This window comes from Wenyingzhuangia marina (assembly GCF_900130035.1).
GTDB classification, from domain to species: domain Bacteria; phylum Bacteroidota; class Bacteroidia; order Flavobacteriales; family Flavobacteriaceae; genus Wenyingzhuangia; species Wenyingzhuangia marina.
Map to the genome: position 1 here is coordinate 872,297 of NZ_FQXQ01000001.1, position 13,580 is coordinate 885,876.

The following is a 13,580-nucleotide window of genomic DNA, read 5'->3' on the forward strand; positions in this document are numbered from 1 at the left end:
AGACAAGCTGTTTTTTCAGCTTGTCTTTTTGTTTTTTTATTTTTCTATAAGACTAATTGCATATCCACCACCTCTAGCAGATTTTAATTTTAAGGTACTTTTACTAGTAACTGTTTTTGTACTGATTTTATAAGCTTGAGGATTTGTTTTGTAATCTGCATCAGCAGCATCGGCATAAATAGTTGCTGTGTATTTTTTGCCTTTTTCTAAAAAGTCTAGTTTTATTTTAGAGTTTCTTTTTTCTAAACCGTTTACATTTCCAACAAACCAATTATTAGTTCCTTTTGCTTTACGAGCAACGGTAATGTAATCTCCTGGTTCTGCTTCTAAATATTTACTTTTACTCCAATCAATAGCAACATCTTTAATAAACTGAAAAGCATCTAAAAAACGGTTGTAATTTTCTGGTAAATCTGCAGCCATTTGTAGAGGACTGTACATGGTAACGTATAATGCCAATTGATTTGCAATGGTTGCATTTACATGAGAATGATTGTCTGGATTTAGTTTTTCAATATCCATTTCAAAAATTCCTGGAGTGTAATCCATTGGTCCTCCAATTAAACGAGTAAAAGGTAGTATTGTTACATGATTAGGTGCATTTCCTCCAAAAGCTTGGTATTCGGTTCCTCTTGCAGATTCGTTACCAATAAGATTTGGATAAGTTCTTGAAATTCCTGTAGGTCTAACAGCTTCGTGAGCATTCACCATAATTTGATAATCAGCAGCTTTTTCTAATGCATATTGATAATGATTGTTTGTCCACTGACTATAGTGATAATCACCTCTAGGTAAAATATCTCCTACATATCCACTTTTAACGGCATCATATCCATGGTCTTTCATAAATTGATAAGCTTTATCCATATGTCTTTCGTAGTTTCTGGTAGAACCCGAAGTTTCATGGTGCATCATCATTTTAATTCCTTTTGATTTTGCATAATTATGTATTGCCTCTACATCAAAATCAGGATAAGGAGTTACAAAATCAAAAACATAATCTTTAGAATGTCCAAACCAATCTTCCCATCCTTCGTTCCAACCTTCTACCAAAACAGCATCAAATCCATGTTTTGCTGCAAAGTCTATATATTCTTTTACATGTTTAGTATTGGCAGCATGTGTTTTGTTAGGAGTTGCGTTTTTATAATCGGTTACTCCTAATTGAACAGAAGGAAAATCGTTGGTGTATGACCAAGAGCTTTTCCCCGTAATCATTTCCCACCAAACACCTACATATTTTACAGGTTTAATCCAAGAAGTATCTTCAATTTTACAAGGCTCGTTTAGGTTTAGGGTTATTTTTGAGTTCAGAATTTCACGAGCATCATCACTTGCCATCACAGTTCTCCATGGCGAAGCACAAGGAGCTTGCATGTGTCCCTTGTCTCCATTGGCTCCTGGGGTTAACCAAGATTGAAAGACCATGTTTTTATCATCTAAATTTAAGTGCATACAAGCATAGTTAATCAATGCTGCTTCGTGAAGATTGATGTACAATCCATCTTCAGATTTCATCATTAATGATGTTTGTACTCCTGTATTTGAAAATTGTGTTTGAGAAGTATTAGGCGTGTAGGCAGATTCAAATATTCCTCTAATTTCAGATAATTTAGATTTTGTATAATCGTATTCTTGGGTGTCATAATCTCCCGGAATCCAAAAAGCAGTATGGTCTCCAGTCATGGCAAATTCAGTTCTTTCTTCTTTAATGGTAAAGTAAGTTAATTTGTCTTGCTCTGGAAATTCATAACGGAATCCTAAACCTGTGTTAAACAATCTAAAACGGATGATTATTTTTCTATTTGTTTCTTTTTGTTGTAAAGTAACAGCTAGTTCGTTATAATTGTTTCTGATGTTTTCAACTTCTCCCCAAACAGGTTTCCAAGTCTCATTAAAAGTAGTATTGTTTGTTTTTAGGATAGAAAAATCATTTAAAAAAGACGGTTCTTCTTTAAGTTCTAATCCAAGTTTACTTTGTTTAATAACCTCTTTTCCTTTGTAGTTTAAATGATAAGTTGGGGTTCCATCATCTAATAAAGAAAAAGACATGTTAAAATTTTTGTTGGGCGATTTTAATTCTTGTGCATTCCCTAACGAGGTTAGCGAAAACCAAATACTGATAGTTAATAATAAGTATTTCATAATTAAGATATTTTAAGAGTTGCTTTTGCTATGGTTTTTTTTCCGTTTAATAAGATGGTTACATCTTTGTCTCCATCTACCGTAAATGTGCTTTTTTCTGAAGTGATGTTTACGTGAATAATATGATTTCTAAAATTTATTTTAAAAGAATAGCCTTTCCATTCTTTTGGGATTCTTGGTTCAAAAGAAAGAAGGTTATTTTTAATTCTCATTCCTCCAAAACCTTTAATAATACTTGTCCATGTTCCTGCCATAGAGGTAATGTGTAAACCTTCGTGAACCTCTTTGTTGTAATCATCCAAATCCAAACGAGAAGTTCTTAGGTATAATTGATAAGCCTGATCCATTCTGTTTAACTTAGAAGCAATAATACTGTGAATACAAGGAGATAGTGAACTTTCGTGAACCGTAATAGGTTCGTAAAAATCAAAGTGTTTTTCTAGTTCTTTTGATGAAAAATGATCTTCAAAAAAATAAAACCCTTGTAATACATCTGCCTGCTTGATAAAAGGAGATCTTAAAATTTTATCCCAAGACCAATGTTGATTGATAGGTCTTTCATTTTGGTTGAGATCTTTTACCTTGATAAGTTCTTTGTCTAAAAAACCATCTTGTTGCAAGTACACTTGATGTTTTTCGCTATAAGGAAAATAGATATTATCAGCTACTTTTTTCCAGTCTGTTAATTCTTGCTCGGTTATTTTTGTTTTGTTAAGAATTCTTAAATAATCTTCGGTATATGTATCTTTTACTTTTTCTATATTTTCTAAGGCATAATTGATGGACCATTGAGCAAGGTAATTGGTATACCAGTTGTTGTTTACATTGTTTTCATATTCATTAGGACCTGTAACTCCCAGCATTACATATTTACCTCTTTCTTTGGAAAAATTGACTCTTTGTTGCCAAAAACGAGCAATACCAATTAACACTTCTAATCCTTTTTCAGGAATATATGAGTAGTCGTTTGTGTAGCGAGTATAATTAAAAATAGCATAAGCAATGGCTCCGTTTCTGTGAATTTCTTCAAAGGTAATTTCCCATTCATTATGACATTCTTCTCCGTTCATAGTAACCATAGGATATAAAGCTGCTCCGTTTGTAAATCCAAGTTTTTCAGCGTTTTCAATAGCTTTGTCTAGTTGATTGTACCTATAAGTTAATAAATTTCTGGCAACTTCTTGGTTTTTGGTAGCCATATAAAAAGGGATACAATAAGCTTCGGTGTCCCAATAGGTACTTCCTCCGTATTTTTCTCCAGTAAATCCTTTTGGTCCAACATTTAAACGAGAGTCGGTTCCTAAATAAGTTTGATTTAAATGAAAAATATTAAATCTAATTCCTTGTTGTGCTTTAACATCTCCTTGAATGGTAATGTCTGCGGATTTCCAAATGTTTTTCCACTCCTTTATTTGAAGTACTAACAATTCATCATACCCAATGTTTATTGATTTTTGTAAAGTTTCTTTAGCAGCATCAATAAGTTTGGTTTTGTTATGATATCTGTCAACGGTATACCCTCCAAATTTATGAATGGTAAAGTGTTGATTTTCCTTTATGTTTTCTTTATAAATAGAGCAAGCCGTTGTGCTTGTATGGCTGTTTTTAGGAACGGTGTTTAAAGGTTTATAATCTATAAACAATTTAGACTCCATATAAGTGCAAACATGAAAGTTTGTTTTTAAGGTATGGGTGTAAATAAATGATTGTTCTGAGTTTTGATTTATTTCTAAAATATTCCAAAATTGATCGTCCCAATTAGAGTCTTTGTTTACAATTCCAGCATCCAAAGATGGCTCGTATTGAATGGTCATTTCTTTGTTGATAGGAGTTACAGTATAAGCAATAGCTCCTACCTCATTATGAGTTAAACTAAGAAATCTTTTTGCGTAAACTTTTATTTTGCAATTGTTTTTAAGGGTAGCTTCAAATTCTCTAGACAACCACCCTTCTTTCATGTTTAGTTCTCTTCTAAAATTAGAAATCTTTTTACAGGTGTTTAAATCTAAAAGAACACCATCAATAGTTACTTTAATTCCAATCCAGTTAGGAGCATTTAAAACTTTTGCAAAATATTCAGGATATCCGTTTTTCCACCATCCTACTCTTGTTTTGTCTGGATAATATACTCCTGCAATGTAGTTTCCTTGAAAAGTTTTACCAGTGTAATCTTCTTCAAAATTTGCTCTTTGTCCCATTACTCCATTTCCTAAGCTAAAAAGACTTTCTGAGGCTTCATTACTATTTGGGTCAAAACCTTCTTCTATAATGGACCATTCGTTTAATATACGTTTGCTTTGATTCATTGTTTCGTTTTTTATTTTGATATAAAGTTGTTGAGGTATTCATTAGATATTTTTGTAAAATCAGTAAAAATATCATTTGCATTGTGTAGTATTTCGGGATGTCCAATTCCTATAGAAGTCATTTTTGCAGCGTTTGCTGCTTCTATTCCAGATTCGGCATCTTCAAACACTATACAGTTTTTGGGGAGTATGTTTAATCCTTTGGCAGCTGCTAGAAATACTTCGGGATTTGGTTTTGCTTTGGCAACAGAAGTACCGTCTATAATGACATCAAACATTTCTAAAAGATGTGTTTTTTTTAAAATGTGTTTTGCATTTTTGCTAGCAGATCCTAAAGCGATGGCTTGTTTGTTTTGTTTTAAAAAGTTTAAAACCCTAGGGATGTCTGGTAAAATATCTGAGGTGTCCATTTTTTCAATGTAACTTAAGTAAACCTTGTTTTTTTGATCCATCAGTTTATTAAATTCAGCTGTTGATACCTGTGTGTTTCCCCAGTTTAATATTTTTTCTAATGATTTTTCTCTACTAATTCCTTTGAGTTGTTCATTTTGTGTTTCTGTAAATTCAATATGTAAAGAGTCTGCAAGTTGTTTCCATGCTAAAAAGTGATACTTAGCAGTATCTACAATAACTCCGTCCAAATCGAATATAAATCCTTTAATCATTTGTTTTGTTTTTAGAGAAATAAGTACAGACTGATTTTTGTTGTTTTAGTTCAGTTCTGTTTAAATGGTTAAAAAAGTGTAATTATCTTGGTATAAAAGAGGTGTCTTTTATGCGTAGTGCTAAAACAGCAGCAATAATTAAGGAGACACCAGCTGTTGTAAGTGCATAAATGGCTTGGTTGTTGTAAAAATATTTTACAATAGGACCACCAATAATGGCATTGATAATTTGTGGAATGACAATAAAAAAGTTGAAAATTCCCATATAAACCCCCATCTTTTTAGGGTTGATGGCACTAGCTAACATTGCATATGGCATGGAGAGAATACTAGCCCAAGAAATTCCTATGGCAATGGCACTACCAATTAAAAAATATTTGTCGGTAGCAAAATAGAAAGACATTAATCCTAATCCTCCAATAGATAAGCAAAGTGCATGTGTTTCTTTTCTACCAATCTTTTTAGAAATATAAGGAAGGAAAAAAGCCATGAATGCTGAGGCTAAATTGTAAACTCCAAAGATAATTCCTACCCAATCACCTGCCTTACTATAAAGTTCAGATTGTGTATCGTTAATTTTGTATATATGTTGTGCAACGGCAGGAGTTGTAAAAACCCACATACCAAAAAGTCCAAACCAAGAAAAAAATTGTACCCAAGAAAGCTGTCTCATCACTTGGGGCATGTTTTTAAAATCTGTAAAAATAGATTGTATTCCTAGGGTTTGTTTTTTAGAAGATGTTGTTTTAATGCCGTCTTCTTTTGCTTTGCGCTCACTAAAATGATGTAACTCTTCTGGGGTGTATTCTTTTGTAGTGAAAACTGTTATTAATACCGAAATTATTAAGATAATGGCTCCTATAATAAAAGACCATATTAAGTTTTGAGGTACGCCATTGTTAGAAACATTAGAAATGCCAAACCAATTAGATAAAGCATAAGGCAGCCAAGAACCAATAACAGCTCCTAGACCAATTAATACAGTTTGAACACTAAATCCTAAAGTTTTTTGATCATCTCTTAAGTTGTCACCCACCAAAGCTCTAAAAGGCTCCATGGCAATATTAAAAGAAGCATCCATAATCATAAGCATACCAGCACCTACCCAAAGGGCTGGTAATATGGCAATGAATAAATTGGCTTGTGGCATTAAAATTAAACCGATAGAGGCTAAAATAGCTCCTATAAGAAAATAAGGTCTTCGTCTTCCTAACTTTGTCCAGGTTTTATCACTAAAATAACCAATAACAGGTTGTACTATCAATCCCATTAAAGGGGCTATAATCCAAAACCATGAAAGTTCGTGAAGGTCTGCTCCAAAAATCTGTAAAATTCTACTGGCATTTGCGTTTTGCAGTGCAAAACCCATTTGAATTCCAAGAAAACCAAAACTCATGTTCCAGATTTCTTGAAAACTTAGTGTACGTTTTTCCATTATTGCAATAGGATTATTGTACGATAAGTGCTAAAAGACTTATCAAAACTTAGTTAATAATTTTTATGGTTGAGAAATAAAAATATAAGTCCTGATATTTTACAAAGGTAGAATTAATTTATCAAACATTCAAAAAAAATTATTTAGTGGTCTGTCTTTCAATCAATGTTGCGTCCATTGTTTGGGTAATGTGAAACTCAGAATTGGTGATTTCTTCAATTTTGTCTATCAGTAGTTTAGCAGAGGCAACTCCCATTTCAAAAGCATGTTGGCTTACAGTAGTTAGGGCGGGAATTGAGTATTTAGATAAGACGCCATCGGTAAAAGCGATAATAGAAATGTCTTCGGGAACTTTATATCCCAAATCTAAAACAACCTTCATTACCGTGATGGCAGAAAGTTCGTTTACTGCAAAAAATGCATCTATATCTCTGTGTTGATGTAAAAGTTTTACAATGCTTTGTCCTAATAATGTAATTTCTTCGTCTTTATTTAATCCTTGGTCTTGAATTTTAATAACCAAGTTAGGATCATAGGCTATATTACTTTCTTCAAGAGCTTCTATGTAACCTTTGGTTCTAAGGCTCCCAACAGTCACATAGTCTTCAGTGGTGACCAATGCAATTTTCTTGCAGCCTGTATTTAATAGTTTATTTACGGCTTTTTTGGCTCCTTCTTTATCATCAATAATTACCTTGTCACAAGCAACTTCGTTTGTAATTCTATCAAACATTACAATTGGCATTCCTTGGTTAATGGTTTCTTTAAAGTGGTGATAATCTTTATTTAATAATGTTTCTTTTGCTACAGACAAAATAAATCCATCTACACTCCCATTCGCTAATGTTTCAATATTAACAACTTCTGTGTCAAAAGATTCGTTAGAAAGACTCACAACAACTCTGTATCCTTTCTTATTTGCTTCGCTGTCTATACCAGCAATTACATTCGAAAAAAAGTAATGGGTAATTTCAGGAATAATAACTCCTATAGTTTTAGATTTTCTGTTTCTTAGGTTTAAAGCAATGCTGTTAGGTTTATAATTATAAAACTTTGCAAAAGCCTGCACTAAATTTTTTGTATCGGTACTAATTTCACGACTGTTTCTAAGTGATTTTGAAACAGTTGAAACAGATAGATTAAGCTCTTTTGCAATTTGCTTTAAAGTAATCCTGTTTGACATATTGGTATATTTTGTGTGGTTAAATAAATGTAATGCTAAAAAAAGGTGTTTTTTATTATTAATCAGTCAAAAAAACAAGTTTTTCGTAAATAATAGTAAAAGTTATCAACACGAAAACGTGATAGTGACCATCGTGATTTGACAACGTTTACGAATTTGTATACGTTTACCTCGAGAAATAAAAATATTGTCAAAAAACTAAACTTAAAAGTATGAAAAAAACATTATTAATATTATTTGCGACGATTTTAATTCCGGTAGGAATGATGGCCCAAAAAACGGTCTCAGGAATTGTAAAAGACAAAGCTACAGATTTGCCAATTGGTGGTGTTTCTATTTTGATAGAAAATACAAATAAAGGAACAATTACTGATTTTGATGGGAATTACAATTTACAATTAGATGATAATGACCCAAAAAACATTGTGATTTCGTATTTAGGATACAAAACACAAATATTAGCCATTCCATTAAATGGAAGGTTGGATGTTGTGTTAGAGGAAGATGTAACTAGTTTAACTGCTGTGAATTTAACAGTAGGGTATGGGTCTATGAAAAAAGATGACATGACTGGCTCGGCAGATTTAGTTACAACTAAAGATTTTAATCCAGGTCCAGTACAATCACCACAACAATTAATTACAGGTAAAGTTGCAGGGGTAACAGTTACTTCAGGAAGTGGTGCGCCTGGAGATAAGCAGAACATTGTGATAAGAGGTGTAGGTTCTTTGTCTTTAAGTAGTGCTCCACTAATTGTACTTGATGGAATTCCGTTAAGCGATTCAACAGTAGGAGGTGCTAGAGATGTGTTGAATACAATCAATCCCAATGATGTAGAAAGTATGGTAGTGTTAAAAGATGCTTCAGCAACGTCTATCTACGGTTCTAGAGGTGCAAACGGAGTAATTTTAATTACAACCAAAAGAGGGAAAAATGGAGCATTTAAGTTTTCCTATAATACCATGACTTCGGTGGCAACTCCTTTTCAAAAAGCAGATGTTTTAGGAGCGGATGAATTTAGACAATTAGTTACCTCCTTAACCAAGTCAGCAGATATTGCTAAATTAGGAAGTGCAAATACAGATTGGCAAGACCAAATTTATCAAACTGCTTTTGGACAACAACACGACTTTAGTGCATTGGGAAGTTTTCTAAATACACCAATGAGATTTTCTGTTGGATATAGTGATCAAGATGGTATTTTAAAGACAGATAATTTTAAAAGAACCACCGCTTCATTAAACTTATCTCCTTCATTTTTTGAAGATCATTTAAAAATTGAGATCAATGGTAGAGGAAATTATACAGAAAACTTTTTTGCGAATAGAGGTGCAATTAGTTCAGCTAGTGATTTCGATCCGACACAATCAGTTTACGATCCTAATTCAATTTTTGATGGGTATTACGCATGGACAGGTACTAATGGTTACCAATTAAACTTAGTGCCAACAAACCCGGTTGCTTTATTAAATTTAGTGAGTGATTCTGCTGAAGTAAGAAGGTTTATTGGAAATACAAAAGTAGATTATAAATTACACTTCTTCCCTGATGTTACAGCTACGTTAAATGCAGGTGTAGATATGGCAAATAGTAATGGGAGAAAAGTAACTTCTGCAAGTATTCCAACTTCGGATACTAGTTTTGATGGTTCTAGAACTGAGTATATTAATGAATCTACAAACACATTGTTAGATTTTTATTTAACATATCAAAAAGATTTTGATAAGCACGGTATTAACTTAGTTGGTGGTTATTCATTTCAAAAGTTTGACGTAGATAACTATAATTATGATAGTGAAAAAGAACAAAATGGAAATGATTTTGAGTTTATCGATAAAAACAGAAACACCTTATTGTCTTACTTTGGAAGACTAAACTATGATTTTGATGGTAAGTATTTATTAACAGCAACTTTAAGAGCTGATGCCTCTTCAAAATTAAATCCAGATAACCGTTGGGGGCTTTTCTCTTCATTTGCTGCTGCATGGAATATTCATAAAGAAAGTTTCTTAGAAGGTAACCAGAATATTAATGAGTTAAAGTTAAGATTAGGATATGGAGAAGTAGGGAATGTAAATGGTTTGGGAGATTACTTATTCTTAACACGTTACTCAGGAAGTCAATCTACTGCTAACTATCAGTTTGGTTCTCAATATTACCAAACTTATCGTCCTAATCCAGTAAATACAAACTTGCGATGGGAAGTAGGTAGAACTTATAATGCAGGTATTGATTATGCGTTTTTTAACAGAAAAATTAGTGGTTCGTTAAATGTATATCTTAAAGAAACTCAAGATTTAATTGCCAATACAGTAGTGGATCCTTTTACCAATTTTGGGAATAGAATCGATGCAAATATTGGTGATATGGAAAACAAAGGAATTGAGTTTAGTATAAATTGGAAGACTGTTTCTACTGAAACCTTAAAAGTGAATTTAGGTTATAATATTGCTTATAATAACAATCAAGTAACAAGATTGCCAGATCAACAGTTTGTTGGAGGGATTAGTGGAGGTACAGGAAACAATGTACAAACACATATAGAAGGAGCTGCTCCTTTTAGTTATTTGGTTTATCAACAATTATATGATACTAATGGAAAACCAATTGAAGGTGCATATGTTGATAGAGATCATAATGGAGTCATCAACGACAAGGATAAGTATCTATACAAAAATCCATATGCAAATGTTACAATGGGGTTCAATACTAGCATTCAGTACAGAAGCATTGACTTTAATATGGTGACTAGAGCTAGTTTAGGAAATTATGTTTATAACAATGTTTCTTCTAGTAAAGGATATGCTAATAGACTGAATGAAACTTCTATTTTAAATAATATTAACAGAGGTTACTTTACAACAGAATTTAAAGAAATGACACAATCTAATTTATTGAGTGATCATTATGTAGAGAATGCTTCATTTTTCAAAATAGATAACATTACACTAGGCTATACCTTGCCAAAAGTATTTGAAAAAGTAAAGATTAGACTTTATAGTTCTGTTCAAAATGTACTAACCATTACTGACTACAGTGGTATAGATCCAGAAGTGAATTTAGGTATCGATAATAATTTATACCCAAGACCTAGAACATACGTCTTTGGTTTAAATGTTAATTTTTAAAAAATATTAAGATGAAAAATAACAAATATATATGGATTGCATCTATTGTCTCAATAATGACTTTTTCAAGTTGTACTAATGAGTTAGATCAGTCACCAATAGATCCAGATAGTTTTACAGAGAAAAATGTGTTCTCTAATGTAGAAAATGTAAAGAGTGCTTTGGCTAAAGTATATGCAAGTTTGGTTTTAACAGGCCAAAGTGGTCCAGCGGGAGATGCCGATATCCAAGGAATTGATGAAGGAACCTCTCAGTTTTCAAGAATGTTGTTTTATATGAATGAGTTAACTACTGACCACGCAGTGGTTGGGTGGGGAGATCCTGGTTTGCCAGATTTGCACGAAATGTCTTGGTCATCAAGCAATACATTAACAGAAGCTATGTATTACAGATTGGCTCAAGTAGTATCATTCAGTAATTCATTTATTGTTAATGCAACACCATTAAATGACGATGTTGAGGTTCAGTATTATATTGCAGAGGCAAGGTTTTTAAGAGCATATGCTTATTACAATTTACTAGATTTATATGGAGCAGTGCCTATTACTACAACCATTTCTACAGAGTTACCTTTGCAAATGACTAGAAAACAAGTGTTTGAGTTTGTTGAAGGGGAGCTTTTAGATGTTCAAAACTTATTAAAAGATAGTGGTGCTAACGAATATGGAAGGGTAGATAAAGTTGCTGCATGGGCGTTATTATCACGTTTGTATTTAAATGCTGAGGTATATATTAATGAAAATAAGTATAATGAATGTGTAACTTTTTCTGAAAAAGTTATTAATTCTTCATATATCATTAACACAATAGATGCTAACTCTAATGGAACTGCGTATGATGAGTTGTTCTTAGCAGATAATGATTCAAATGGGGCACAAAATGAATTTATTTTTGCTTTAAATTTTGATGGACTAAATTCTCAAACTTACGCTGGAACTACTTTTTTAATACACGCTTCTATTGGAGGAACTATGGATCCAGCTGATTTTGGTGTAAATGGAGGTTGGTTTGGTTTAAGAACAACTAAAACTTTGGTGCAAAAATTTTCTTCTTCGGTAACAGGAAGTGATTCAGGTGGAGATCCTATTGCATGGTCAGATACTAGAGCGATGTTTTATACAGATGGTCAAAATTTAGAAATCACAACTATTGCTAATGAATTTACAGATGGTTATGCTGTTACAAAATTTAAGAATGTAGATTCAAACGGAGCTCCGGGGAGTGATGCTACAGGAAATTTTACCGATACAGATTTACCCATGATACGTTTGGCCGAAATTTATTTAAACTATGCTGAAGCAACTGTTAGAGGTGGAGCAGGGAGTATAGGAACGGCGGTTGATTTAATGAACGAATTAAGAGAAAGAGCTTATGGTAATCAATCAGGAAATATTGTTTCAGGAGATTTAGATATTAGTTTTATTATGAATGAAAGATCCAGAGAATTGTACTGGGAAGGCTTTAGGAGAACAGATTTGATTAGAAATAATCAGTTTACAGAATCTAGTTATTTATGGCCTTTTAAAGGAGGTGTTGCTCAAGGTATAGGAGTTGGGAAATTTAGAGATAATTTTCCATTTCCTACAAATATCATCTTGACAAACCCAAATATTGAACAGAACAATAAATACTAAAATTTGGAGATTATGAAAAAAATAAATTTAAAATTAACAAGAATTATTGCGTTGATAATTCTTGTTGGGTTGAGTTCTTGTACAGATGATTCAGATATAATAATCGAGAATAACGCTACGGGACCAGTATTGTTAAATCCAAATAGTGGATCTAATTTAAAGCTGAAAATTGAAAATGAAACTAGTGTTGCCACAACTTTAGTTTGGGAAGAAAGTGATTATGGACAAAACGTATCGGTAAGCTATAAAATAGAGTTAGCATTGTCGGGAACCGATTTTGCAACACCTATAGCTGCAGGACAAACCAATCAAAATTACTATTCGTTGACAGTTGCAGAGTTAAATACATTTGCTTTAGCTGCAGGTTTATTACCTTTTACAGAAGGGGACTTAGATTTGAGAATTTTATCAACTATTGGTTCTCAAGCATCAGCAAAACAAGTTTCTGAGATAACAACTTTAACCATTACTCCTTATACAGCTCAGTTGCCTTCTTTGGCTGTTCCTGGAAACCATCAAGGATGGGCTCCTGCATCAGCACCTTTACTTTCTGCGTCAGCATTTGGAGAAACAGATTATGAGGGATATGTGTGGTTAAATGGAGAGTTTAAATTCATAGCTCCAGATGCTCAAGGTAATTATGCTTGGGGAAATATAGATTATGGAGATGATGGAACATTCTCTGGAGTTTTAATTGCAGATGACGAGTCTAACATTAATGCTAGCCCAGGATATTATTTTGTGGAAGTAGATACAGAAGCGTTGACTTATGCAATTACCAAATATGATTGGGGATTGATAGGTTCTGCTACTCCTGATGGATGGGATGCTGATCAAGATATGACGTATGATGCGGTAAATGATGTGTGGACAATTACGCTAGATTTGATTTCTGGAGAAATTAAATTTAGAGCGAATGATGCTTGGGATTGGAATTATGGAGATGCAGGTACAGATGGTATTCTAGATTTAAATGATGGAACTAATATACCTATTGCAGAGGCAGGTAATTATACAATTGTTCTAGACTTTGGAACACCAAGAGAGTATACTTATACCGTTACAAAAAACTAGATTTGATGAA

8 protein-coding genes are annotated in these 13,580 nt (G+C 32.8%); 3 read left to right on the forward strand and 5 right to left on the reverse strand.

From position 1 onward, the window contains the following. Positions 1–36: 36 nt before the first annotated feature. The 5 genes from BUB70_RS03710 to BUB70_RS03730 form a co-directional block, all read right to left on the reverse strand. The gene (locus BUB70_RS03710; protein WP_073118375.1) at positions 37–2,145 is read right to left on the reverse strand and encodes a glycoside hydrolase family 97 protein; all 2,109 of its coding nucleotides are present in this window, start codon (positions 2,143–2,145) and stop codon (positions 37–39) included. Between the two features lie 2 nt (positions 2,146–2,147). Next, the gene (locus tag BUB70_RS03715; RefSeq protein WP_073118377.1) at positions 2,148–4,451 is read right to left on the reverse strand and encodes a family 65 glycosyl hydrolase domain-containing protein; all 2,304 of its coding nucleotides are present in this window, start codon (positions 4,449–4,451) and stop codon (positions 2,148–2,150) included. Positions 4,452–4,462: 11 nt separating this feature from the next. After that, positions 4,463–5,116: a beta-phosphoglucomutase gene (gene pgmB / locus BUB70_RS03720; RefSeq protein ID WP_073118380.1), complete on the reverse strand. Its 654-nt coding sequence runs from the start codon at positions 5,114–5,116 to the stop codon at positions 4,463–4,465. Between the two features lie 82 nt (positions 5,117–5,198). Then, positions 5,199–6,551 (reverse strand): MFS transporter, encoded by a 1,353-nt coding sequence (locus BUB70_RS03725; RefSeq protein ID WP_073118382.1) that lies wholly within the window; start codon positions 6,549–6,551, stop codon positions 5,199–5,201. 139 nt (positions 6,552–6,690) lie between these two features. Beyond that, complete coding sequence (locus BUB70_RS03730) at positions 6,691–7,734, reverse strand: LacI family DNA-binding transcriptional regulator (RefSeq protein WP_073118384.1); 1,044 nt, start codon at positions 7,732–7,734, stop codon at positions 6,691–6,693. 212 nt (positions 7,735–7,946) lie between these two features. On the opposite strand from BUB70_RS03730, the gene BUB70_RS03735 reads away from it, so the two are divergent. Genes BUB70_RS03735 through BUB70_RS03745 form a run of 3 tightly spaced genes read left to right on the forward strand, consistent with a single transcriptional unit; the run spans position 7,947 to position 13,570 of the window. Continuing rightward, positions 7,947–10,862, forward strand: a complete 2,916-nt coding sequence (locus tag BUB70_RS03735; RefSeq protein WP_073118386.1) for a SusC/RagA family TonB-linked outer membrane protein — start codon at positions 7,947–7,949, stop codon at positions 10,860–10,862. 11 nt (positions 10,863–10,873) lie between these two features. Further along, complete coding sequence (locus tag BUB70_RS03740; RefSeq protein WP_073118388.1) at positions 10,874–12,496, forward strand: RagB/SusD family nutrient uptake outer membrane protein; 1,623 nt, start codon at positions 10,874–10,876, stop codon at positions 12,494–12,496. A gap of 12 nt (positions 12,497–12,508) precedes the next feature. Continuing rightward, complete coding sequence (locus BUB70_RS03745) at positions 12,509–13,570, forward strand: SusE domain-containing protein (RefSeq protein ID WP_073118390.1); 1,062 nt, start codon at positions 12,509–12,511, stop codon at positions 13,568–13,570. The last annotated feature ends 10 nt before the right edge of the window (positions 13,571–13,580 follow it).

What these genes read in the sequence shown, in the direction of transcription:
- BUB70_RS03745 (WP_073118390.1), top strand. Translation starts at nt 12,509, where the DNA reads ATGAAAAAAATAAATTTAAAATTAACAAGAATTATTGCGTTGATAATT.
- BUB70_RS03725 (WP_073118382.1), bottom strand. Translation starts at nt 6,551, where the DNA reads ATGGAAAAACGTACACTAAGTTTTCAAGAAATCTGGAACATGAGTTTT.
- BUB70_RS03735 (WP_073118386.1), top strand. Translation starts at nt 7,947, where the DNA reads ATGAAAAAAACATTATTAATATTATTTGCGACGATTTTAATTCCGGTA.
- pgmB (WP_073118380.1), bottom strand. Translation starts at nt 5,116, where the DNA reads ATGATTAAAGGATTTATATTCGATTTGGACGGAGTTATTGTAGATACT.
- BUB70_RS03715 (WP_073118377.1), bottom strand. Translation starts at nt 4,451, where the DNA reads ATGAATCAAAGCAAACGTATATTAAACGAATGGTCCATTATAGAAGAA.
- BUB70_RS03730 (WP_073118384.1), bottom strand. Translation starts at nt 7,734, where the DNA reads ATGTCAAACAGGATTACTTTAAAGCAAATTGCAAAAGAGCTTAATCTA.
- BUB70_RS03710 (WP_073118375.1), bottom strand. Translation starts at nt 2,145, where the DNA reads ATGAAATACTTATTATTAACTATCAGTATTTGGTTTTCGCTAACCTCG.
- BUB70_RS03740 (WP_073118388.1), top strand. Translation starts at nt 10,874, where the DNA reads ATGAAAAATAACAAATATATATGGATTGCATCTATTGTCTCAATAATG.